General features: G+C 60.6%; 20 protein-coding genes and 2 tRNA genes. 16 read left to right on the top strand and 6 right to left on the bottom strand.

The window, feature by feature from the left end:
- Positions 1-131 precede the first annotated feature (131 nt).
- Positions 132-983, top strand: coding sequence for a flagellar motor stator protein MotA (gene motA / locus HBO41_RS12985; RefSeq protein ID WP_017138472.1), 852 nt, complete (start codon positions 132-134; stop codon positions 981-983).
- A gap of 3 nt (positions 984-986) precedes the next feature.
- Positions 987-2,012, top strand: a complete 1,026-nt coding sequence (gene motB, locus HBO41_RS12980; RefSeq protein ID WP_169986535.1) for a flagellar motor protein MotB — start codon at positions 987-989, stop codon at positions 2,010-2,012.
- 455 nt (positions 2,013-2,467) lie between these two features.
- Here motB and rsgA read toward each other — a convergent pair whose 3' ends face one another.
- The gene (gene rsgA, locus HBO41_RS12975; protein WP_003171340.1) at positions 2,468-3,499 is read right to left on the bottom strand and encodes a small ribosomal subunit biogenesis GTPase RsgA; all 1,032 of its coding nucleotides are present in this window, start codon (positions 3,497-3,499) and stop codon (positions 2,468-2,470) included.
- A 107-nt stretch (positions 3,500-3,606) separates the two neighbouring features.
- On the opposite strand from rsgA, the gene orn reads away from it, so the two are divergent.
- Positions 3,607-4,149: an oligoribonuclease gene (orn, locus tag HBO41_RS12970; RefSeq protein WP_060767947.1), complete on the top strand. Its 543-nt coding sequence runs from the start codon at positions 3,607-3,609 to the stop codon at positions 4,147-4,149.
- Between the two features lie 181 nt (positions 4,150-4,330).
- Positions 4,331-4,948: a trimeric intracellular cation channel family protein gene (locus tag HBO41_RS12965; RefSeq protein WP_169986743.1), complete on the top strand. Its 618-nt coding sequence runs from the start codon at positions 4,331-4,333 to the stop codon at positions 4,946-4,948.
- Here the strand turns inward: HBO41_RS12965 and queG are convergent.
- The gene (queG, locus tag HBO41_RS12960; protein WP_017138468.1) at positions 4,945-6,009 is read right to left on the bottom strand and encodes a tRNA epoxyqueuosine(34) reductase QueG; all 1,065 of its coding nucleotides are present in this window, start codon (positions 6,007-6,009) and stop codon (positions 4,945-4,947) included. The genes HBO41_RS12965 and queG overlap by 4 nt on opposite strands.
- Before the next feature lie 63 nt (positions 6,010-6,072).
- Between queG and HBO41_RS12955 the strand changes: the two genes are divergently transcribed.
- The 12 genes from HBO41_RS12955 to HBO41_RS12900 all read left to right on the top strand — a co-directional run bounded on the left by HBO41_RS12955 (position 6,073) and on the right by HBO41_RS12900 (position 20,421).
- Positions 6,073-6,933, top strand: a complete 861-nt coding sequence (locus HBO41_RS12955) for an NAD(P)H-hydrate dehydratase (protein WP_138449469.1) — start codon at positions 6,073-6,075, stop codon at positions 6,931-6,933.
- Positions 6,921-7,391 carry a tRNA (adenosine(37)-N6)-threonylcarbamoyltransferase complex ATPase subunit type 1 TsaE gene (gene tsaE / locus HBO41_RS12950; protein ID WP_138449471.1) on the top strand — a complete coding sequence of 157 codons (471 nt, stop codon included), beginning with the start codon at positions 6,921-6,923 and terminating at the stop codon, positions 7,389-7,391. The genes HBO41_RS12955 and tsaE overlap by 13 nt, the downstream gene beginning before the upstream one ends.
- Before the next feature lie 17 nt (positions 7,392-7,408).
- Positions 7,409-8,830, top strand: coding sequence for an N-acetylmuramoyl-L-alanine amidase (locus HBO41_RS12945; protein ID WP_017138465.1), 1,422 nt, complete (start codon positions 7,409-7,411; stop codon positions 8,828-8,830).
- Positions 8,830-10,743 (top strand): DNA mismatch repair endonuclease MutL, encoded by a 1,914-nt coding sequence (mutL, locus tag HBO41_RS12940; RefSeq protein ID WP_138449473.1) that lies wholly within the window; start codon positions 8,830-8,832, stop codon positions 10,741-10,743. The genes HBO41_RS12945 and mutL overlap by 1 nt, the downstream gene beginning before the upstream one ends.
- Positions 10,743-11,714 (top strand): tRNA (adenosine(37)-N6)-dimethylallyltransferase MiaA, encoded by a 972-nt coding sequence (miaA, locus tag HBO41_RS12935; RefSeq protein WP_169986533.1) that lies wholly within the window; start codon positions 10,743-10,745, stop codon positions 11,712-11,714. The genes mutL and miaA overlap by 1 nt, the downstream gene beginning before the upstream one ends.
- Positions 11,715-11,807: 93 nt before the next feature.
- Complete coding sequence (gene hfq / locus HBO41_RS12930) at positions 11,808-12,068, top strand: RNA chaperone Hfq (protein ID WP_003188059.1); 261 nt, start codon at positions 11,808-11,810, stop codon at positions 12,066-12,068.
- A gap of 12 nt (positions 12,069-12,080) precedes the next feature.
- Positions 12,081-13,382, top strand: coding sequence for a ribosome rescue GTPase HflX (hflX, locus tag HBO41_RS12925; protein WP_017138462.1), 1,302 nt, complete (start codon positions 12,081-12,083; stop codon positions 13,380-13,382).
- Positions 13,383-13,478: 96 nt separating this feature from the next.
- Positions 13,479-14,657 (top strand): FtsH protease activity modulator HflK, encoded by a 1,179-nt coding sequence (hflK, locus tag HBO41_RS12920; RefSeq protein WP_017138461.1) that lies wholly within the window; start codon positions 13,479-13,481, stop codon positions 14,655-14,657.
- Positions 14,657-15,523, top strand: a complete 867-nt coding sequence (gene hflC, locus HBO41_RS12915) for a protease modulator HflC (protein ID WP_017138460.1) — start codon at positions 14,657-14,659, stop codon at positions 15,521-15,523. The genes hflK and hflC overlap by 1 nt, the downstream gene beginning before the upstream one ends.
- Positions 15,524-15,815: 292 nt before the next feature.
- Positions 15,816-17,003 carry an ATP phosphoribosyltransferase regulatory subunit gene (locus HBO41_RS12910; protein ID WP_017138459.1) on the top strand — a complete coding sequence of 396 codons (1,188 nt, stop codon included), beginning with the start codon at positions 15,816-15,818 and terminating at the stop codon, positions 17,001-17,003.
- A 54-nt stretch (positions 17,004-17,057) separates the two neighbouring features.
- Entirely contained in the window at positions 17,058-18,347 is a 1,290-nt protein-coding gene (locus HBO41_RS12905; protein WP_017138458.1) for an adenylosuccinate synthase, read from the top strand.
- 139 nt (positions 18,348-18,486) lie between these two features.
- A complete protein-coding gene (locus HBO41_RS12900) occupies positions 18,487-20,421 on the top strand; it encodes a methyl-accepting chemotaxis protein (RefSeq protein WP_099548095.1) in 1,935 nt (644 codons plus the stop codon).
- A 108-nt stretch (positions 20,422-20,529) separates the two neighbouring features.
- On the opposite strand, the gene HBO41_RS12895 is transcribed toward HBO41_RS12900, so the two are convergent.
- The 4 genes from HBO41_RS12895 to HBO41_RS12880 form a co-directional block, all read right to left on the bottom strand.
- Positions 20,530-22,083 (bottom strand): iron ABC transporter permease, encoded by a 1,554-nt coding sequence (locus tag HBO41_RS12895; protein ID WP_099548096.1) that lies wholly within the window; start codon positions 22,081-22,083, stop codon positions 20,530-20,532.
- Positions 22,083-23,108, bottom strand: a complete 1,026-nt coding sequence (locus HBO41_RS12890) for an extracellular solute-binding protein (protein ID WP_017138455.1) — start codon at positions 23,106-23,108, stop codon at positions 22,083-22,085. Before HBO41_RS12890 ends, HBO41_RS12895 begins: the two co-directional genes overlap by 1 nt.
- A 144-nt stretch (positions 23,109-23,252) precedes the next feature.
- Positions 23,253-23,339: transfer RNA gene (locus HBO41_RS12885), tRNA-Leu, on the bottom strand.
- A gap of 153 nt (positions 23,340-23,492) precedes the next feature.
- Positions 23,493-23,579: transfer RNA gene (locus tag HBO41_RS12880), tRNA-Leu, on the bottom strand.
- Positions 23,580-23,794: the final 215 nt, after the last annotated feature.

Genomic DNA, 23,794 nt, shown 5'->3' with positions numbered 1-23,794 from the left:
CCGGAACGGGCCGAATTGGCTTTTCGCCTTAACGGGCTATAGTCTGGCGCAGTTTTGCCGATAAGTAGAACAAGAGTTTTCTGCAGCACCCACTATGTCCATGAACCCGACGGCGCAAGTACCAATCTCCTATGGCTAAAATTATCGGCATCATCGTCGTCATCGCAAGTGTGCTCGGTGGGTACGTCCTGTCCCACGGTAAAATTGCCGCGCTGATCCAGCCCTTCGAAGTGCTGATCATCGGCGGCGCCGCGTTTGGTGCTTTCCTGCAGGCCAACCCCGGCTACATGACCATGCACGTGATCAAAAAGTCGCTGGGCATGTTCAGCTCACGCTTCTCTCACACGTTCTATCTTGAAGTGCTGGGGCTGATCTACGAGATCCTCAACAAGAGCCGCCGCGAAGGCATGATGGCCATCGAAGGCGACATCGAAGACGCTGCCGCCAGCCCGATTTTCGCCAAGTACCCGGCCGTGCTCAAAGATGAGCGCATGACCGCCTACATCTGTGACTACCTGCGCATCATGTCCTCCGGCAACATGGCCCCGCACGAGCTCGAAGGGCTGTTCGACATGGAGCTGTTCAGCCTGAAGGAAGAGCTGGAACATCCTTCCCACGCCGTGACCGGCGTCGCTGACGGCATGCCCGGTTTTGGTATCGTTGCGGCGGTACTGGGCATTGTGGTGACCATGGCATCCCTGGGTGAGGGCGACCAGAAGGCTATCGGCATGCACGTGGGCGCGGCCCTCGTCGGTACCTTCTTCGGTATCCTCGCGGCCTACGGTTTCTTCGGCCCACTGGCCACGTCCCTGGCCCACGATGCCAAGGAAGAAGTGAATTTGTACGAAGCGATCAAGGCCTGCCTGGTGGCTTCGGCGTCCGGCATGCCGCCATCGCTGGCGGTGGAGTTCGGGCGCAAGGTGCTGTACCCGAAACATCGCCCAAGTTTTGCCGAGCTGGAACAAGCGGTTCGCGGTCGCTAAGTCATGGAAAACAACCAGCCGATAATCATCAAGCGCGTCAAGCGCTTCGCTGCGGGGCACCATGGTGGCGCCTGGAAAATCGCCTTCGCCGACTTTGCCACGGCGATGATGGCGTTCTTCCTGGTGCTGTGGCTGATGTCGACCGCCACGCCCGAGCAGAAGATCGCCATTGCCGGTTACTTCAAAGACCCGATTGGTTTTTCGGAAAGCGGCTCGCCCTTCGTGATCGACCTGGGCGGCTCACCGCAACTGGCGCCTGAGCGCACCATCAACCCCGAGGTCAAGACCGAGTCGCCGCAGGAAAATATCCCGATCGAGCGCGACACCGTCGAGAGCATGGCCGAGCAGGTCGAGAAAGAGCGCCTGGAGTTGTTGCTGCAGGAACTGCAGACCAAGGTCGAAGAAAACCCGCAGCTGCTGAAGTTCAAGGATCAGATTTCCTTCGAGATCACCCCCGAAGGCTTGCGCATCCAGATCACCGATGCGGCCAATCGGCCGATGTTCGACTCCGGCAGTGCGCGCTTGAAGCCGTACTTCGAAGATATCCTGCTGGCCATGGCCGACACCATCAAGGCGGTGCCGAACAAGATCAGCATCAGCGGTCATACCGACGCCAAGCCCTATGCGGGCCAAGGCGACTTCGGCAACTGGGAGCTTTCGGCCAACCGCGCCAATGCCGCCCGTCGTGCGCTGGTGGCGGGCAGCTATCCCGACCCGCAAGTGGCGCGCGTGGTGGGGTTTGCGTCCTCGCAGTTGTTTGACCCTAAAGACCCGTTCAACCCGATCAACCGCCGTATCGATATCGTGGTGCTGACTAAAAAAGCCCAGCGTGCGATTGAAGGTGATCAGCCGCCACCTGCGGCGCCGACCCAGGGCGAAGGCGCTCCGGGTGAAGTGCCGGCAGATCCGAATGCTATTCCGCCAGGGCAGGAGCCGCTGCCGGCCCATGAGCTGCGGCAGAAGCTGAACCTGTTTGATGACGGCGGGGTGAAAGACCCTACGGCGCCTGCGCCAACGCCGGGTTCGTAAGCGGTCTTTGTTGGTTGTAAATGAAAACGCCCCGACTATGTCGGGGCGTTTTCATTTGTGTTCAGAGAGGAAGGTAGGCTTTGACGCCGCTGATGACACCTCGCATGTCCTCCACGCACAGGCGCGGCACGAAGTACTCCCGGCCCTTGGAGCGAGTCTTTCTGTGCAGTTGTTAATGCCCCACAAAAAGCAAAGCCGCCCGAAGGCGGCTTCATTCGACGCGCAGTGGAGCTTGCTTCGCCCCTTCTGCGCCGCTGGATCAACCCCGAAAAGGATCCAGACTCCTGCCAGCTTTCGCTGGTGACGGAGCAATTATGCGCATCGAGAAATCCGAATACAAGCTGGCTTGTGCGTATGAGCCACCCAGTTGGTCCGGATTCTTGATGCCTGCTCCTATTAAATCAATGGACTAGGGGCTTCAGTACACTGGTTTATGTGTATCAAGAAGTGGATCGTTAGTAGCTGCTCTCCGGCAAGCTCGCAATAATCGACCGATAGCTGTTCATTCGCTGCTGCTGCACGCGCCCATCTTCCAGGGCCTTGAGCAACGCACAGCCCGGCTCGCGGTCGTGTTTGCAGTCGCGGAAGCGGCAGGTGCCGATCAGGTCGTTGAACTCGATGAAGCCCGCTTCCACATCGCTGCGGCTGACGTGGCCGAGGCCGAATTCACGGATGCCTGGGGAGTCGATCAACTCACCGCCGCCGGGGAAGTGGAACAACCGCGCGGTGGTGGTGGTGTGGGTACCCTGGCCGGACAGTTCCGACAGCGGGCCGACACGGGTGTCGACTTCCGGCAGCAGGCTGTTGACCAGCGATGACTTGCCCACGCCAGACTGGCCGACGAACACACTGATGCGCCCGTCCAACTGCTGTTGCAGTTGTTCCATGCCATTGCCGTGATGCGCCGACACTTCCAGCACCGGGTAACCCAGGGTGCGGTAGACCGCCAGCAACGCGTTGAGCGCCGGGGCGTTCTGCTCATCGATCAGGTCGAATTTGTTCAGCAGCAGCAGCGGGCGAATGCCGGCATGCTCGGCTGCGACCAGGTAGCGGTCGATCAGGTTGGCGTGCGGCTCGGGCAGCGGCGCGAACACGATCACGATCATGTCGACGTTGGCCGCCACTGGCTTGAGCTGGCCACGACTGTCGGGGCGGCGTAGTTCGGTGGTGCGCGGCAATTGGGCGACGATCACGCCGATGCCCTGGTTGCCGGCACGCCACACGACCTTGTCGCCGGTGACCAGCGCAGGCAGGTTGGCGCGCAGGTGGCAGCGCGACACCGAGCCTGCGAGTTCGCCCTCGAGCGCCTCGACTTCGACCTGCACACCAAAGTGCGCGATCACCAGGCCCGTTTGTTCAGGCCCCAGGTCGCCGCCCTCGAGCGCTTCCACGGCGGAGGATTCACGTTTGGCGGCGCGAGCGGCGCGTTCGCCTTGAATCTTTTCGATGCGCCAGTTTTGGCGGCGATTGAGCTGGCGTTTGGCCATTGGTGTTCCGTGTCGATAATGCAAAGGTTGGGTAAAACGGTCGCGAGTCTAGCACGCCCCCGCCTGCTAAACTGCGCAGCTAAGCCAAGGGCCAAGAGAATCAAGCCATGCAAAACCCACAGAACCTGATTTGGATCGATCTGGAAATGACCGGTCTGAACCCCGACACCGACGTCATCATCGAGATGGCGACCATTGTCACCGACAGCAACCTCAACACCTTGGCCGAAGGTCCGGTGATCGCCATCCATCACAGCGACGCTGTACTGGCCACCATGGACGAGTGGAATACCCGCACCCACGGCAACTCGGGCCTGACCCAGCGCGTGCGCGAGAGCCGCATCAGCATGGCTGAGGCCGAAGCTGAAACCATCGCCTTCCTGGAAAAGTGGGTGCCCAAGGGCAAGTCGCCGATCTGCGGCAACAGCATCTGCCAGGATCGTCGCTTCCTTTATACGCACATGAAGGGGCTGGAAAGCTACTTCCACTATCGCAACCTGGACGTGTCCACACTCAAAGAGCTGGCGGCGCGCTGGGCGCCGGAGGTCAAGGACAGCTTCCACAAAGGCAGCACGCATTTGGCGCTGGATGACATTCGCGAGTCGATCGCCGAGTTGCAGCATTACCGCAAGCATTTCATCAAGGCTTGAATCTGTGGCGCCTGCTCTGGCCCTATCGCAGGCAAGCCAGCTTCCACACTTTGACTTGTGAACACATTCAAATGTGGGAGCTGGCTTGCCTGCGATGCTGTCGACGCGGTCTTTCGCCTGCTGCCCCCTTTTGGTGCCATCACCCAATGATTAGAATGCGCGCCTATTCGCAAGGATCGCCATCATGCTGTTGATGCTCTACCTCATCGCCATCACCGCCGAAGCCATGACCGGCGCGCTGTCCGCCGGGCGCCGTGGGATGGACTGGTTTGGCGTGGTGCTGATCGCCTGCGTCACGGCGCTGGGCGGCGGTTCGGTGCGTGATGTACTGTTGGGGCATTACCCGCTGACGTGGGTCAAACACCCGGAATACCTGGTGCTGACCTCGATCGCCGCGCTGGTGACGATCTTTATTGCACCGCTGATGCGCCGTCTGCGCTCGCTGTTCCTGGCGCTGGACGCCTTGGGCCTGGTGGCGTTTACCCTGATCGGCTGCATGACTGCTTTGGAAATGGGTCACGGCATGCTGGTGGCTTCAGTCAGCGGCGTGATCACGGGCGTATTCGGCGGCATCCTGCGCGATATCTTCTGTAACGACATCCCGCTGATCTTTCGCCGCGAGCTGTACGCCAGTGTGTCGTTTCTCGCCGCCTGGTTCTACATGCTGTGCCTGTATCTGCAACTGCCCAGCGAGCAGGCGATTCTGCTGACTTTGTTCAGCGGCTTTTTATTGCGGTTGCTGGCGATACGTTTTCACTGGGAAATGCCCAAGTTTGTCTACAACGACGACGTGCACTAGCGCGTAGCGTGCTGGTTCAGCGCCCATTCCACATGTTCGCGCACCAGTTCGGACGGATAATCGCGACGTGCTTTCAAGGCTTCGAGTACCGGAATGCTTGACGGCGCGTTGCCCAGGCCCACTGCCAGGTTGCGCAGCCAGCGCTCATACCCGGCACGACGCAGGGGCGAGCCTTCTGTGTTGCTGAGGAATTTATCCTCGTCCCACATAAACAATTCGGCCAGTTCTGCGTTATCCAGATTGTGCCGTGGCTTGAAATCGCTTTCGGCCGTGGATCGGGCGAAACGATTCCACGGGCAAACAATCTGACAGTCATCGCAGCCGAACACTCGATTGCCGATCAGTGGGCGCAGGTCCTCGGGGATCGCACTCTTGAGCTCGATGGTCAGGTAGGAAATGCAGCGCCGCGCGTCGAGCACATAGGGGCCGACGAAGGCATTGGTGGGGCAGATATCCAGGCATGCGGTGCAGCGGCCGCAATGCTCGGTGACGTGAGGCGCGTCCACGGGCAACGGCAAATCGACAAACAGTTCGCTTAAAAAGAAATAGCTGCCGGCCTTGCGATTGAGTACCAGGGTGTTTTTGCCGATCCAGCCGAGGCCAGCTTGTTCGGCAATGGCTTTTTCCAAAACGGGCGCGCTGTCGACAAAGGCGCGAAAGCCGAACGGGCCGATCTGTGCCTGGATACGGTCGGCCAGTTGTTGCACGCGCTTGCGGATCAGCTTGTGGTAATCGCGGCCCAAGGCGTAACGGGAGATGTAGGCTTTTTCTGGCTTGGCCAGCAACTGCGCCATTTGCGTGTCGCCTGGCAGATAATCCATGCGCAGCGAAACCACACGCAGCGTGCCCGGCACCAGTTCATCGGGGTGCGAACGTTTGCTGCCATGGGCGCCCATGTATTCCATCTCGCCGTGGTAGCCCGCGTCGAGCCAGCGTTGCAGGTGCTGCTCATGCTCGGCCAGGTCCAGGCCGCTGATGCCGACTTGTTGAAAGCCCAGCTCGCGGCCCCAGTCTTTGATCGATTGGGCGAGGGCGGGCAGATCGGAAGTAATTGCAGGCATGAGACACGGGAAACCACAGGTTAGATGCGTATAATTCTGCCAGACATCGGAGCTTGAAGACGCATGCCGCAGACAAAACACACAATTACCGACGTACAGCCGCTGTTGCACGGCCATTTGCCGCAACTGGCTGCACGCTCCCCGGACGCCCATAAAGGCCAGTTCGGTCACCTGCTGGTCATCGGCGGCGACCATGGCTTTGGCGGTGCCGGGCTGCTCAGCGCCGAAAGCGCCTTGCGCAGTGGCGCAGGCATGGTTTCGTTGGCGACTCGCCCGGAACACGTGCCAGCCGCACTCGCACGTTTGCCGGAGGTGATGACCGTCGGCGTCAGTTCGGCCAATCAGTTGATGGGGCTGCTGGAAAAAATCTCGGTGATCGTTATCGGTCCTGGCCTGGGCGCAGCGTCCTGGGGCAAAAGCCTGTTGTCGGTTGCCGCCAACGCCCAGCAGCCGCAAGTTTGGGATGCTGACGCCTTGAACCAGTTGGCCGCAGGCGTCGTAAGCCTGCCGGCCAACAGCGTTATCACGCCGCATCCCGGTGAGGCGGCGCGGTTGATGGGCATCACGACAGCCGCGGTTCAGGCCGATCGCCTTAACGTGGCGCGCGCGTTAAGCCAGAAATTCAATGCAGTGGCTATCCTCAAGGGTGCTGGCAGTTTGATTGCCAGCCCGGACGGCCGTGTTTCGCGCTGTGACCAAGGTCACCCGGCGATGGCGACGGCCGGTTTGGGTGATGTGCTGAGCGGCTTGGTGGGTGCATTGCTGGCCCAGGGCATGCCCGCCTATGAGGCAAGTTGCCTGGCCGTGTGGTTGCACGCCACGGCGGGGGATCGCCAAGGCACTTATGGTCGCGGCCTGGCCGCCAGCGACCTGATACCTGCCATTCGTCAATTGCTGGAGGAGCAGTCGCCGTGCCTGAAGTAAGCCTTTTTCTGGCTGATGAAGACGCCATGGTTGCGTTGGGTCAGCGTATTGCACAGGTTACGGCCGGCGCAGGACTGATATTCCTTGAAGGGGACCTGGGCGCGGGCAAAACCACGCTGTCGCGAGGGATCATTCGTGGGTTGGGCCACACGGGCGCGGTAAAAAGCCCGACGTTCACCTTGGTCGAACCCTACGAGATCGGTGCAGTTCGCGCCTTCCATTTCGACCTGTATCGGCTGGTCGACCCCGAAGAACTGGAGTACATGGGCATCCGTGATTACTTCGATGAAGACGCACTGTGCTTGATCGAGTGGCCAGATAAAGGCACAGGCTTTTTGCCAAAGCCGGACCTGACCATTACCATTACGCCGCATGAGCGTGGACGTCAGCTGAAGTTGTTGCCCCAGAGTGCGCGCGGCCAGTCTTGGTGCGCGGCCCTGGCATTGGAATTCAAATAAAATTGGTGGGGTTAGGTATGCGCTTTCGCGCGATGGTTGCTGTCGTAGGGGTGTTGCTTGCGGCAATGACTTTCAATGCTCTGGCTGCTTCACAGGTGAAAAGTGTTCGCCTGTGGCGAGCGCCGGATAACACGCGACTGGTGTTCGACCTGTCTGGCCCGGTCCAGCACAGTGTCTTTACCCTGACGGCGCCCGATCGCTTGGTGATCGACATCAACGGCGCCACCCTCGGCGCGCCGCTGAAAGTCTCAACCGCCAATACCCCGATCACCGCGATGCGCTCGGCCCAGCGCACGCCGACGGACCTGCGTGTGGTCATCGACCTGAAAAAGGCCGTGACCCCGAAAAGCTTTGTGCTGGCGCCTAATGCCCAATACGGCAATCGGTTGGTGGTCGACCTGTTCGACAACGCCGCCGACGCTGCACCGCCGCCTGCGCCAACCCCAAGCGTTGCGACTGTTCCGGCCGTGCCGGTCAACCCGTCGCAGCCGCAGGTCAAGTTGCCGCCGCCACCACCTGCGCCTGCGGGCAAGCGCGACATTATTGTGGTGATCGACGCCGGCCACGGCGGGGAAGACCCGGGCGCCTCCGGCTCGCGCGGCCAGCATGAAAAAGATGTGGTACTGGCCATCGCCCGTGAACTGCAGCGCCAGGTTAATGGCATGAAAGGCTATCGCGCCGAGCTGACCCGTACCGGCGACTACTTCATCCCGCTGCGTGGCCGTACCGAAATCGCCCGCAAGAAGGGTGCAGACCTGTTTGTGTCGATCCACGCCGACGCCGCGCCATCAACCGCTGCCTTCGGTGCCTCGGTGTTTGCCTTGTCGGATCGTGGCGCCACGTCCGAGACCGCACGCTGGCTGGCCGACAGTGAAAACCGTTCCGACCTGATCGGCGGGGCCGGCAACGTGTCCCTCGACGACAAGGACAAAATGCTCGCCGGTGTACTGCTCGACCTGTCGATGACCGCTTCGCTGACCTCCAGCTTGAACGTCGGCCAAAAAGTCCTCAGCAACATTGGCCGCGTGACGTCCCTGCACAAACAGCGCGTGGAGCAGGCGGGGTTCATGGTGTTGAAGTCGCCGGATATCCCGTCGATCCTGGTGGAAACCGGGTTTATCTCCAACTCCAACGAAGCCTCGAAGCTGGCCAGCGCCAATCACCAGCAGGCGCTGGCGCGTTCGATCAGCGCGGGTATTCGCCAGTTCTTCCAGCAGAACCCGCCGCCGGGTACCTACATTGCCTGGCTGCGTGATTCCGGCAAAATCGCCCAAGGCCCGCGTGACCATCGCGTGCAACCCGGCGACACGCTGGCCATGCTGGCCGTGCGTTTCCAGGTATCTGCCGCGACCTTGCGCAGCGCCAACAACCTGAAGACCGATGAATTGAAAGTCGGTCAGGTGTTGACCATCCCTGGCACTGAATTGGCGGCGCAGTAATGAGCGACTCCTTATTGAACAGTGGCTCGCGCATCGAACTGCTCAGCCCGCGCCTCGCCAACCAGATTGCTGCGGGTGAGGTGGTTGAGCGCCCGGCGTCGGTGATCAAGGAATTGCTGGAAAACAGTATCGACTCCGGTGCCAAGCGCATTGATGTCGATGTGGAGCAGGGCGGCGTCAAGCTGCTGCGGGTCCGCGACGACGGCAGCGGGATTTCCTCGGATGACCTGCCGCTGGCCCTGGCTCGTCACGCCACCAGCAAGATTCGCGACCTTGAAGACCTTGAGCGGGTAATGAGCCTGGGTTTTCGCGGTGAGGCATTGGCGTCCATCAGCTCCGTAGCACGCCTGACCCTGACTTCGCGCACCCGCAGCGCCGAGCAAGCCTGGCAGGTGGAAACCGAAGGCCGTGACATGGCGCCTCGTGTGCAGCCGGCCGCGCACCCGGTGGGGACGTCGGTTGAAGTTCGCGACCTGTTTTTCAACACGCCCGCGCGACGCAAGTTCCTCAAGGCTGAAAAAACCGAATTCGATCACCTGCAAGAAGTCATCAAGCGCCTGGCGTTGGCGCGTTTTGATGTGGCGTTCCATTTACGCCACAACGGCAAAACCATCCTCAGCCTGCACGAAGCCCATGACGACGCCGCGCGCGCTCGGCGGGTCTCGGCGATCTGCGGCGCAGGCTTCCTTGAGCAGGCGCTGCCGATTGAAATCGAGCGCAATGGCTTGCGCCTGTGGGGCTGGGTCGGTTTGCCGACCTTCTCCCGCAGCCAGGCGGACTTGCAGTATTTCTTTGTGAATGGCCGTGCTGTACGCGACAAACTGGTGGCCCACGCGGTGCGCCAGGCGTATCGCGATGTGCTGTTCAACGGGCGGCACCCGACGTTTGTGCTGTTCTTTGAAGTCGACCCGTCGGTGGTCGACGTCAACGTGCACCCGACCAAGCACGAAGTGCGCTTCCGTGACGGGCGCATGGTGCATGACTTCCTCTACGGCACGCTGCACCGCGCCTTGGGCGATGTGCGCCCGGATGATCAGTTGTCAGCGCCGATTGTGACGGCGGCGGTAAGGCCGAGCGGTCCGGAGGCTGGCGAGTTCGGGCCTCAGGGCGAAATGAGCCTGGCGGCCAACCTGCTGCAATCGCCGCAGCCGCAGCCTTCCTACACCGCGCCAGGGTCCGGTGCGGGCGCGGGTTATCAGTATCAATACACGCCACGCCCGCAGTCGACTGTGCCGGTAGCCGAGGCTCAGGCGGCCTATCGCGAATTTTTTGCACCGCTGCCGGGGGCCGAGCCGGGCACTGTGGCGTTGCCTGAGGGCGGCGGTGATATTCCGCCTTTGGGGTATGCGCTGGCGCAGCTCAAGGGCATTTATATCCTGTCTGAAAACGCCCACGGCCTGGTGCTGGTGGACATGCATGCCGCCCACGAACGGATCATGTACGAGCGCTTGAAGATCGCCATGGCCAGTGAAGGTCTGAGCGGCCAGCCGCTGTTGGTGCCGGAATCCCTGGCTGTAAGCCAGCGTGAGGCCGATTGCGCCGAGGAGCACCACAGCGTGTTCCAGAAGCTGGGCTTCGAACTGCAACGCCTGGGCCCGGAAACCCTGGCTATTCGCCAGATTCCCGCCTTGCTCAAGCAAGCCGAAGCCAACCGCCTGGTCGCCGACGTGCTGGCCGACCTGATGGAATACGGCACCAGCGACCGCATCCAGGCACATATCAACGAACTGCTCGGTACCATGGCCTGCCACGGTGCAATCCGCGCCAACCGCCGCCTGGCGTTGCCGGAAATGAACGGTTTGCTGCGCGACATGGAGAACACCGAGCGCAGCGGGCAATGCAACCATGGCCGACCGACCTGGACCCAAATGGGCCTGGACGACTTGGACAAACTGTTCTTGCGCGGCCGTTGATGAGTGCCTTGCCCCCCGCCATCTTCCTGATGGGCCCTACGGCCGCCGGCAAGACCGACCTGGCCATCGAGCTGACCAAAGTGCTGCCCTGCGAGCTGATCAGCGTCGACTCTGCCCTGGTTTACCGGGACATGGACATCGGCACGGCCAAGCCTTCAAAAGAACTGTTGGCACAGTATCCGCACCGGTTGATTGACATCATCGACCCGGCCGAGAGCTATTCCGCCGCCGATTTCCGTGCCGATGCCCTGGCCGCCATGGCCGAGATCACCGCGCGGGGCAATATTCCGCTGCTGGTGGGCGGTACGATGCTCTATTACAAGGCTTTGCAGGAAGGCTTGGCGGATATGCCTGCGGCCGACGCCCAGGTGCGTGGCGAAATTGAAGAAGAGGCTGCACGCCTTGGCTGGCAAGCCCTGCACGACCAGTTGGCGGCAGTCGACCCGGTTTCCGCTGCGCGCATTCACCCCAATGACCCCCAGCGCCTCAGTCGCGCCCTGGAAGTCTGGCGGGTGAGCGGCCAGACCATGACTGAACACAGGCTGAAACAAACTGCGCAAAGTGCTGATGCAGGCGCATCTGGACGGTCACAATTGCCCTATACTGTGGCGAATCTGGCCATTGCTCCGGCAAATCGCCAGGTGTTGCATGAACGAATTGCACAAAGATTCACAATTATGTTGGAACAGGGGTTTGTGGACGAGGTCGTAGCACTGCGTTCCAGAGGTGACCTGCATGCCGGGTTGCCTTCGATACGTGCTGTAGGCTACCGCCAAGTCTGGGAACACCTGGATGGCAAGCTGACGTCAGCCGAAATGCAGGAGCGCGGCATCATTGCCACGCGCCAATTGGCGAAGCGCCAGTTCACCTGGCTGCGCAGCTGGAGCGAGTTGCACTGGTTGGACAGCCTGGACAGCGACAATCTGTCACGCGCCTTGAAATACTTGGGATCGGTCTCCATATTGAGCTGAGTCCTTGCAATTGCCGTCTATCCTTGGGGGTGTGACGGCCATAAGCTATCTATTTTCCGAATTTTATTATTGATCCTTAAAGGAGTGCGGCACATGTCAAAAGGGCATTCGCTACAAGACCCTTACTTGAATACTTTACGTAAAGAGAAAGTTGGGGTTTCCATCTACCTGGTTAACGGTATCAAGCTGCAAGGCACGATCGAGTCGTTCGACCAGTTCGTGATCCTGCTGAAAAACACCGTCAGCCAGATGGTTTACAAGCACGCTATCTCGACAGTCGTTCCAGTTCGTCCAATCCGTCTGCCTAGCGCAGCAGGTGATGAACAGGGTGACGCTGAGCCAGGTAACGCCTGATAGGAGTCTCCTTTGTTCTTTGAGCGCCACGGTGGTGGTGAGCGAGTAATCCTCGTTCACTTGGATGGACAGGACCCTGAGGCGCGCGAAGATCCGCAGGAGTTTCAGGAGTTGGCAAATTCGGCCGGCGCCGAGACCGTTGCGTTTTTTAACGTACCGCGTCATCGGCCAACCGCCAAATACCTGATAGGCAGCGGCAAGGTCGAGGAACTGCGCGACCTGGTTCACGCCGAAGAAGCCGATCTGGTGATCTTCAATCACACCCTCACGCCCAGTCAGGAACGTAACCTCGAACGTGTTTTCGAGTGTCGCGTGATCGACCGCACCGGTCTGATTCTCGATATTTTCGCCCAGCGCGCCCGTACCCATGAAGGCAAGCTCCAGGTAGAACTGGCCCAGCTTGACCACATGAGCACCCGGTTGGTACGCGGCTGGACTCACCTTGAACGCCAGGGTGGTGGCATCGGCATGCGCGGCCCGGGTGAAACCCAGCTGGAAACCGACCGCCGTCTGCTGCGGGTGCGCCTGCGCCAGATCAAGGGCCGCCTGGAAAAAGTACGCAGCCAGCGCGAACAATCACGCCGTGGCCGCTCGCGTGCGGATATCCCTACCGTGTCCCTGGTGGGCTATACCAACGCCGGCAAATCCACGCTGTTCAACAACGTGACGAAATCGGACGTTTACGCGGCCGACCAACTGTTCGCCACCCTTGACCCGACCTTGCGCCGTCTGGATATCGACGACCTGGGGCCGATTGTCCTGGCCGACACAGTAGGTTTCATTCGTCATTTGCCCCACAAGCTGGTCGAGGCATTTCGGTCTACGCTCGAAGAGTCGAGCAATTCCGACCTGCTGTTGCACGTGATCGATGCGGCCGAACCGGATCGCATGTTGCAGATCGAGCAAGTGATGGTGGTGTTGGGCGAGATTGGTGCACAAGACTTGCCGATACTCGAGGTCTATAACAAACTCGATTTGCTTGAGGGTGTTGAGCCGCAAATCCAGCGCGATGAAGACGGCAAGCCCCAGCGGGTATGGCTGTCGGCGCGCGATGGCAGTGGTCTGGAGTTGCTTGAACAAGCGATTGCCGAACTGCTGGGCAGCGATTTGTTTGTCGGCACCTTGCGCTTGCCGCAACGTTTTGCTCGACTGCGTGCACAGTTTTTCGAACTGGGCGCCGTACAGAAAGAAGAATACGACGAAGAAGGTGTCAGCTTGCTGGCCGTTCGATTGCCGCGCTCGGAGCTGAATCGGCTGGTCAGCCGTGAAGGTGTGGTACCGACAGAGTTCATCGAACAACACACTTTGCAATAAAAGCCTCCGAAAGCGGTTGTGCCGCAGTAGCAGGCATTCTGTAGCATTGGTCGGCGCGCCGTGGGTGCGTCTTTGCTTTATCAGATGGAGAGCGCTATGGCTTGGAATGAGCCGGGTGGCAACTCGAATAATCAGGATCCTTGGGGTGGTAAACGCCGCAATAATGGCGACCGCAAGGGGCCACCAGATCTCGACGAGGCCTTCCGAAAGCTGCAGGAAAGCCTGAATGGGTTGTTCGGTGGTGGAAAAAAACGTGGTGGTGGTGACGACGGCGGTCGCACAAGCAAGGGCGGCGGCTATGGCCTGCTGGGCCTCGGGCTTGTCGTGCTCGCAGCCGTGTGGCTGTACAGCGCCGTGTACGTGGTGGACGAGCAGGAGCAGGCTGTTGTGCTGCGCTTCGGCAAGTACTACGAGACTGTCGGGCCAGGCCTGAACATCTATTTCCCGCCGATCGACAAGAAGTACATGGAGAACGTCACGCGTGAGCGTGCCTACACCAAGCAGGGCCAGATGCTGACCGAAGACGAGAACATCGTCGAAGTGCCGCTGACCGTGCAGTACAAGATCAGCAACCTGCAGGACTTCGTGCTGAACGTTGATCAGCCGGAAATCAGCCTGCAACACGCAACCGAAAGTGCCCTGCGCCATGTGGTGGGTTCCACCGCCATGGACCAGGTGCTGACCGAAGGTCGTGAATTGATGGCCAGCGAGATCAAGGAGCGCCTGCAGCGGTTCCTCGATACCTACCGCACCGGCATCACCGTCACTCAGGTGAACGTACAGAGCGCAGCTGCACCGCGCGAAGTGCAGGAAGCCTTTGATGACGTGATCCGCGCCCGTGAAGACGAGCAGCGTTCGCGCAACCAGGCTGAAACCTACGCCAACGGTGTCGTACCGGAAGCCCGTGGTCAGGCCCAGCGTATCCTTGAAGATGCCAACGGTTACCGCGACGAAGTGGTCTCCCGCGCCAAGGGTGAGGCGGATCGCTTCACCAAACTGGTTGCCGAGTACCGCAAGGCTCCGGAAGTCACGCGTGAGCGTCTGTACCTGGACACCATGCAGGAAGTTTTCAGCAACACCAGCAAGGTTCTCGTGACCGGCAGCAAAGGTGGGCAGAACAACCTGCTGTACCTGCCGCTGGACAAGATGATCGAAGGTGGTCGTAGCGGCACCAGCGCACCGTCCAGCAGCTCGAATGCCGCTGCCAACGAAGCGAGCGCCCGTGCGGCCGCTGACTTGCTGCAACAGCAAACACGTACCAGGGAGAGTCGTTGATGAGCAATAAATCGCTGACCGCCCTGATTGTGGGCGTCGTCGTGGTCATCGCTGCCTGGAACTGCTTCTACATCGTGTCTCAGACCGAGCGCGCGGTGTTGCTGCAATTCGGTCGTGTGGTGCAGGCGGATGTCCAGCCGGGCCTGCATGTGAAAGTCCCCTACGTGAACCAGGTGCGCAAGTTCGACGGCCGCCTGATGACCCTGGATGCACCGACACAACGCTTCCTCACCCTGGAAAAGAAAGCCGTGATGGTTGACGCCTACGCCAAGTGGCGCGTCAAGGATGCCGAGCGCTTCTACACCGCGACCTCCGGCCTCAAGCAGATTGCCGACGAGCGTTTGTCGCGCCGTCTGGAATCGGGCCTGCGTGACCAGTTTGGTAAACGCACCCTGCACGAGGTGGTATCCGGTGAACGTGATGCGCTGATGGCTGACATCACCCGTTCGCTGAACACGATGGCAGAAAAAGAGTTGGGCATTGAAGTGGTTGATGTCCGGGTCAAGGCTATCGACCTGCCGAAGGAAGTGAACCGCAGCGTGTTCGAGCGTATGAGCACCGAGCGTGAGCGTGAAGCCCGTGAGCACCGCGCCAAAGGTAACGAGTTGGCTGAAGGTATCCGTGCGGATGCCGACCGTCAGCGCCGTGTACTGCTGGCAGAGGCTTATCGCGAGTCTGAAGAGGCTCGTGGTGACGGCGACGCGCAAGCTGCGGCGATCTACGCCAAGGCTTACGGCCAGGACCAGGAGTTCTACGCGTTCTACCGTAGCCTGCGTGCCTACCGTGAAAGCTTCGCGAACAAAACCGACGTCATGGTGCTGGACCCAAGCAGCGACTTCTTCCGCTACCTGGAAAAGTCCAAGTAACCAAGCCTGTGACCTTAGGGCGCACTCCGTCGGGCGGCTAAAATGCCTGGCGGGGTGATCCTTTCAGAAAACGGGTGTATGATGCGGCAGCCGGGAAATTCCCGGCTTTTTTGCGTCTGCATGTTTGATTCGGCAGGCGCCACAGGTTTTTCGAGGAAAGTGCCCGACGAGGCCGCTGGCAGGCCGTTCGTCACGTCGCTCTTGCGCGTGGATTATGCAAAGCGTGGGTATTTTCTGCTTCACTCAAGGCTCGGCCGAGGGCTGGCCGCCCGGATCATAGGGGAATGGCGTAATGGCAACGGTAGACCGCTGGCTGCTGCCAGATGGCATCGAAGAAGTACTGCCACCAGAAGCTGCGCGCATTGAAGTAGCGCGTCGCCAGGTGTTGGATCTGTTCCAGAGCTGGGGTTACGAGTTTGTCGTGACCCCCCATATCGAGTACCTGGAATCCCTGCTGACCGGCGCGGGCCAGGACCTGGATCTGCGCACCTTCAAGGTCATCGACCCGCAATCGGGCCGGCAAATGGGTTTCCGTGCCGACATCACGCCGCAGGTGGCGCGCATCGATGCGCACACCCTGCGCCGCGAAGGCCCGAGCCGCCTGTGCTACGCCGGCAGCGTGCTGCATGCTCAGCCGCGTGCATTGTCGTCTTCGCGCAGCCCGATCCAGTTGGGCGCCGAGTTGTACGGTGATGCCAGCCCGAGCAGCGACGTTGAAGTGATCAGCCTGATGCTGGCCATGCTGCAACTGGCCGATGTGCCGGATGTACACATGGACCTGGGCCACGTTGGTATCTACCGTGGTCTGGCCCGTGCGGCTGGTTTGTCCGGTGAAGTGGAGCAACAGTTGTTCGATGCCTTGCAGCGCAAGGCGATCGATGAAGTCATCGCCCTGACTGCAGGCGTGCCTGCGGACCTGGCCGACATGCTGCGCGCACTGGTGAACCTGTGCGGTGGCCGTGAAGTGCTGGTGGCTGCCCGTGAGCGCCTGGCCAATGCGCCGGCGCCGGTATTGGCTGCACTGGATGATGTGTTTGCGATTGCCGAGCAGTTGTCGGCGCGCTTCCCCGAGTTGCCGCTGTATTTCGACCTGGGTGAGTTGCGCGGCTATCACTACCACACCGGTGTGGTGTTTGCCGTTTTTGTGCCGGGTGTTGGCCAGGCCATCGCCCAGGGCGGTCGTTATGACGATATCGGCGCTGACTTCGGTCGCGCACGTCCGGCGACTGGCTTTTCTACCGATTTGAAAACCCTGGTGACCCTGGGGCGTGCTGAGGTCGAGCTGCCGTCTGGTGGCATCTGGATGCCCGACAGTACGGACGCAGCACTCTGGCAGCAGGTTTGCCAGTTGCGCAGTGAGGGTCAGCGTGTTGTCCAGGCTTTGCCTGGGCAGCCATTGGCCGCCGCCCGTGAAGCGGACTGCGACCGGCAATTGATTCTGCAGAACGGGCTTTGGCAAGTATCGCCACTGGCTTCTTGAGTTTTCCTGCCGGCCATCGCCGGCACCAAGTTTGCGCGAATGAGGACAAGTGTTATGGGTAAGAATGTCGTAGTCCTGGGCACCCAATGGGGTGATGAGGGCAAAGGCAAGATCGTTGATCTGCTGACCGAACATGCTGCCGCCGTAGTGCGCTACCAAGGTGGCCACAACGCTGGCCACACCCTGGTCATCGATGGCGAAAAAACCGTTTTGCACCTGATCCCGTCGGGCGTGCTGCGCGAAGGCGTGCAGTGCCTGATCGGCAACGGTGTTGTGGTTGCACCTGACGCCCTGCTGCGTGAGATCACCAAGCTGGAAGAGAAAGGCGTACCGGTGCGCGAGCGCCTGCGTATCAGCCCGTCCTGCCCGCTGATCCTGTCCTTCCACGTTGCGCTGGACCAGGCCCGTGAAAAGGCGCGTGGCGAGCTGAAGATCGGCACCACCGGTCGCGGCATTGGCCCGGCTTACGAAGACAAGGTTGCACGTCGTGGCCTGCGTGTGGGCGACCTGCTCAACATGCCGCGCTTTGAAGACAAGCTGCGTGAGCTGGTGGATTACCACAACTTCATGCTGGTGGGTTACTACAAAGAGCCGGCCATCGAGTTCGAAAAGACTCTGGCTGAGTGCAAGGAATACGCTGAGCTGCTCAAGCCGCTGATGCTGGACGTGACCGCCGAGCTGCACGACCTGCGTCGCGCCGGCAAAGACATCATGTTCGAAGGCGCCCAGGGTTCGTTGCTGGACATCGATCACGGCACCTATCCGTACGTGACCAGCTCCAACACCACCGCGGGTGGCGTTGCGACCGGTTCGGGCGTTGGCCCGATGTTCCTGGACTACATCCTGGGCATCACCAAGGCTTACACCACGCGCGTGGGTTCGGGCCCGTTCCCGACTGAGCTGTTCGACGCAGTCGGCGCGCACCTGGCCAAGCAAGGTCACGAGTTCGGTGCTACCACTGGCCGCGCCCGTCGTTGCGGCTGGTTCGACGCCGTTATCCTGCGCCGCGCTATCGATGTGAACAGCATCTCGGGCATCTGCCTGACCAAGCTGGACGTTCTCGACGGCCTGGAAACCATCAACATCTGCATCGGCTACAAAGATGCCGAAGGCAAGGATGTTGCACCGACCGACGCTGACAGCTACGTAGGCCTGCAGCCTGTGTACGAAGAAGTGCCGGGCTGGACCGAATCGACCGTGGGCGCCAAAACCCTGGAAGAACTGCCGGCCAATGCTCGTGCCTACATCAAGCGTGTTGAAGAGCTGATCGGCGCGCCGATCGACATTATTTCGACAGGCCCGGACCGCAACGAGACCATCGTTCTGCGTCACCCGTTCGCTTAATAAGCTGTTGATGTAAAAAGCAAAGGGCTCCTTCGGGAGCCCTTTTTTGTGGCCGGCTGGCAATCGGCACGACCCTTGCTACGGTTCTTTCTTTCGCGGTGCTATCAAATTAATGGCACCCGTGGTGGAGGGATTTACCGTGTCTGCCGTTCTCTCATTGTTACAAAGCCGGCTGTTGCGGCCGGTGTTCGTTACCCTAGGTATCGCTCTTTTGGTGCAAGTGCTGGTGGCCGTTGCCCTGACGCGAAGCACCGTGACGGCGTTGGAAGCGGATTTAAGCAGCCGCCTGGGTGCCGACAGCCAGAAACTGTCTGGCGAGCTGGCGCAAGCCGGCAAGGAAGTCACCTCGAGCCTGGACAGCTTGTCTTCGAGCACGCGCCAGCGCCTGACCGCAGGGCTTTCCACGCGCCTGCAAGAGGAGCAGAAGCAACTGCGTGCGACCCTGGAAAAAGACCTGCAGGACTCGGCCAATGACATGGCCCAACTGCTGGCGTCGGTGGCGCCCCGCGCCATGTGGGACAGCGACGTGCCGACATTGTCGGAGTTCGCCCGGCGCGCCCAGCGTAATCCCAACGTGTTGTTCGTGGTGTATGACGACGCCGCTGGCGAGCACCTGACCCGTTACCTCAATCGCGAAAACCCGATCAACCAGGCACTGCTCGACAAGGGCAAGGGCGACCGAGCCTTGGATAAGGTCCTGGATGCGGCTAAAAACGACCCTTCGGTGTTCTACGTCGAGGCGTCCATCAGCCCCAACGGCACGGAGATCGGCAAAGTCCGCATGGGCGTCTCGACCAAAGCCGTAGAGGCCGACCTGGCGGCGCTGGACAAGCGTTTTGCCGCACTGATCGCGAGCAGTGATCAGTTGGTCGGTGACAGCCTCAAAGGCGCCGCCGCCGACAGCGCAGCGGCCATGGGCGCGCGCCTGCAATCGGCGCAAGCCACTGCCACCCAGATGACCGCCAACACCAGCGGCGCCGTACAGGACGCTGCGGGAGCGTTGCGCTGGCGCATCGGCCTGGGGCTCGCCATTGTCGGGTTTGGCGTATTACTGCTGATCGCCATCGTGCTGGGGCGCCGTGTGGTCAATCGGCTGAAGTTGTTGATTGCCGCTATGGACGACCTGGCGGCGGGCGAGGGCGACCTCACCAAGCGTGTGCAGATCAACAGCAAGGACGAAATCGGCGACATGGCCTCGGCGGTCAATCGCTTTGTGGATAAGTTGCAGCCAATCGTGCGTGAGGCCGGCGATGTGGCACAGCGCACCGGCGTCGAAATCGGCGCCATGACCTTGCGCAATGCCGGGGCTGACAAGGCGGCCGGTTTGCAGCGCGACGAAGTTGCCGAAAGCTTGCGCGCTCTGTCGCAAATGGCCGATGAGGCCCAGGCCGAAAGCCATGCAATGCAGGCAGCGTTGCAGCAGGTGGTGGGTATTCGCCAGGCCACGGACGAAAACTCACGGACCTCGGCTGAGGTCGGCAGCCTGATCGAAGCGCTGGCGGGGCAAGTGCAGGCCGGTTCCCAGGTGATCGAGCGGTTGGCGCAGCAAAGCGAGCAGATCGAAGTGGTGTTGACGGTGATTCACGGGATTGCCGAGCAGACCAACCTGCTGGCCCTGAATGCGGCGATTGAAGCGGCGCGTGCCGGTGAGACCGGGCGAGGTTTTGCGGTGGTGGCGGACGAAGTGCGGGCGCTGGCGAGTAAAACCCAAAGCTCCACTGGGGATATCCAGGCGCATATCGTGGCGTTGCAGCAGGGCGCACGGGAAGCGGTGGAAACCATCGGCAAGGCCGGGCGCCAGGCGAATGAAGGGTTGTTGGTGCTGCGCGACAGTGTGCGCTTGCAACAGTCGGTGCAGGCTTCGGTGGAGCAAGTGCATGCGGCGATTGGCCTGGCGACGCGTGCGGCCGAGCACCAGGCCCAGGGCGCGCATGCGGTGCGTGGCCGGGTCGAGGTGATCCACGCCCAGGCCGAGCGGGCCGCGCAGGCGGTGGTGGAGACGACGGCCAGTGGCAAGGTGCTGGATGGGTTGGCAGCGCAGTTGAAGGCGAGTTTGGGGCAGTTTCGGGCTTAGCGTCGTCTGCGCCGGCCTCATCGCAGGCAAGCCAGCTCCCACATTTGACCGAGTTCCAGCGTTGGAATGCAATCGAATGTGGGAGCTGGCTTGCCTGCGATAGCGGTCTCAGCGGCTCAAATACATCCGCGTCGTCAGCAGATACACCGGCAACCCCGACACCAGAATCAACAGCGCCGCATACGGCGCCGCCGCCGCAAACTCAACATTCGAGGTATGCGCCCACACGGCAGTCGCCAGGGTATTCAGCCCCGTTGGGCTGAGCAGCAAAGTCGCCGTCAGCTCCTTCATCGCATCCAGAAACACCAACGCGAACGCCGCCCCCAAGGCCGGGAAAATAATCGGCAAGGTCACCCGGCAAAACGCGCTGAACGACGAGGAGCCCAGCGTGCGTGCCGCCTCTTCCAATTGCGGCGCAGCTTTGTTCAGTGCGGTTCGAATCGGCGCCTGAGCGAGCGGCAAAAACAACAGCGCATAAGCAATCAGCAGCAGCGCCGAGGTCTGATACAGCGCCGGCACATAGTGCAGGGCGAAATACACCAGTGTCAGCGCAATCACCAACCCTGGCAGGGCATGCAGCAGATAAGGCAGGCGCTCAGCCCAAATCGCCAACTGGCCTTTGTAGCGCACCACCAGCAGCCCCACCGGTACAGCTAATACCAGGCAAAGTGCAGCGCCGCCCAACGACAGTGCCAGAGAGGACAGCAGCGCCTCACCAATTTCGGCCACCGGGAATGCCGCCGATGAGCCCACTGCCAGCCAGTAAGCGAGCATCCCCAGCGGAATGCCGCTGCCAATGATCGCCAGCGCCAGGCAGTACAGCTGGCCCACGGTCGACCATTTGCCCAGCTTGACCTGTTCAGCATGCCGCGCCGCGCCCTGGCCGATGCGCACATGCCGGCCTTTGCCGCGCACCCGCAGCTCCAGCCACAGCAGCGTCAGGCACATCACCAGCAGCACCGCCGAGAGCATCGCGGCATTGGCGTTGCTGAATTCCAGTTCGAACTGTTGGTAGATCGCGGTGGTAAAGGTTTGCAGGCCGATGATCGACAGCGCGCCGAATTCCACCAGCATATGCAGCGCGATCAGCAGGGCTCCGGCCAGCAGCGAGGGCCAGAGCAACGGCAGTGTAATTCGGAAAAAAACGCCCCAGCGATTCAGTCCCAGCGTGCGGGCCGACTCTTCAAGGGATGGATCAAGATTGCGCAATGTCGCCGCCACCGGCAGAAACACCAGTGGGTACTTGGACAGGGTCATCACCAGTATTGCCCCGCCAAGCCCTTCGAAGTTGGCGCTCAGCGAGACCCAGGTAAAGCTGCTGACAAAGGCCGGTACCGCAAACGGCAGGCACAGGATTACTCCCCAGATGCGTCGCCCCGGCAGGTTGCTGCGCTCCAGTAGCCACGCCAGTGACAGGCCGATCACGCCGCAAGCCACCGTCACCCCAACCATCAAAGCCAAGGTGTTGCGCAACAGCCCGAACACATACGGCCGCCACAGCAGGTGCACCGCCTCCGCCCAGCCGGCCTGCCAGGCCTTGGTCCCGACATATACCAGCGGCAGCAGGCTCAGGCCAACCAGAAACAGCACGGGTAACAACAACCAGATCGACGGGCGTTTGCGCCGGGGGGTGAACACCCCGGCGGGTAGCGATGGGTTCATCAGTTCAAGCCAACGTCACGTTCCAGGTCCAGGGCTTCTTCGGCGTTGCCAAGGTCTGCCGGGGTGACTTTCGGCGGTTGCAGCTCGCTGAACGGCTTGAGGCCGCGATTGGATTGCATGCCCTTGCGCAGCGGGTATTCGGCCGAGGTATTGGTGATGACGCGCTGGCCTTCTTCACTGGCCATGAATGCCAGGAGTTGCTGGGCTTCTTTGGGGTGCTTGCTGGATTTGAGCGCCGCCGCCGAGGACACGGTGATCAGGCCGCCCACATCGCCATCGGTGAAGTAATGCAGCTGAGAATCCAGGTTGGTTTTTTCTTTCTTCAGGGCGAACCAGTAGTAGTTGTTCACCAGCACGGTGGCCACTTCGCCGTTTTCCACGGCCTTGAGCGCGACCATATTGTTGCTGTACACCTTGCCGAAGGCGCGCAGGCCGGTCAGCCATTCTTCAGCAGCTTCGCGACCGTGCAGCTTGATAATCGCCACGGCCTGCTCCTGAAATGCGCCACTGGTGGGCACGAAGCCGACTTTGCCTTGCCACTCGGGGCCAGCGAAATCGAGTACCGATTTGGGCAGGTCTTTTTCGGCGATCAGTTTGGGGTTAAAGGCCACGACGCGGGTACGAGCGGTCACGCCCATCCAGTCACCGTTGCTGCCGACGTAATCCTTGGGCAATACGTCCAGCGTGCTCGCATCAATCTTGGCCAGCAGGCCTTGCTCGCCGAGTTTGTTCAGCGGCGGCGATTCTTCTGTGTAGATCACATCGGCAGGGGAGCGCGCGCCTTCTTCCACGACCTGGCTGGCGAGCTGGTTGCTGCTGCCTTTGCGCACGTTGACGTGAATGCCGGTCTTGGCTTCGAAGGCCTTGGCGAGTTCATCGCCGACTTCTTTGTGCTGGCCGTTGTACAGGGTCAGGGACACCTTGTCGGCGGAGTAGGCGGTGGGCGAGAGCAGCGTCAAGCCAAGCAGGGTGAGGGTCAGGCCACGCAGAAGGGATGTCTTGAGACGGTTATCGCGGATCATCATCCGAAGTGTTCCTCGCTTGTATGCAACAAATCATTGCAAGGATAAACGATAAAACTTCTCAAGTGCGGATGAGGGGAGAATCCTTGGGGAAGTTTTCAAACCCCGGAAACGAAAAAACCCGCTTTCGCGGGTTTGATCTGAATTTGGTGCCCAGGAGAAGACTCGAACTTCCACGACCTTGCGATCACCAGCACCTGAAGCTGGCGTGTCTACCAATTTCACCACCTGGGCATTATCAACAACGCTTGCGCTGTTGATGGAGCGAACTATACGGAGCGCTTTTTAATCTGTAAACCCCTGATATCAAAAATATAATTCAATATTCTTGTTAAAAATCAGAGGCCTGAAACGAAAAAACCCGCTTTCGCGGGTTTAATCTGAATTTGGTGCCCAGGAGAAGACTCGAACTTCCACGACCTTGCGATCACCAGCACCTGAAGCTGGCGTGTCTACCAATTTCACCACCTGGGCAGCATCAACAACGTTGCCGTCGTCGATGGCGCGCACTATACGGAGGCGATTTTGAGCTGTAAAGCCCTGCGATGAAAAAAGCCCGGAAAATTTCGCCAATGGTCATTCAAGGCGCTTTCCGAGGGCTGCAAAGGCCTTTTAAACGCTTGTTGACACCTGAAATTTCCCGTTTCAATACGCGTATGCCAAACTAACCCGCATATAGACAAGGTGAA

The organism is Pseudomonas sp. WS 5146 (assembly GCF_012985495.1).
GTDB lineage: Bacteria > Pseudomonadota > Gammaproteobacteria > Pseudomonadales > Pseudomonadaceae > Aquipseudomonas > Aquipseudomonas edaphica.
The sequence above is the reverse complement of the archived record's forward strand: the minus strand, read 5'-3'. Positions and strand labels throughout refer to the sequence as shown.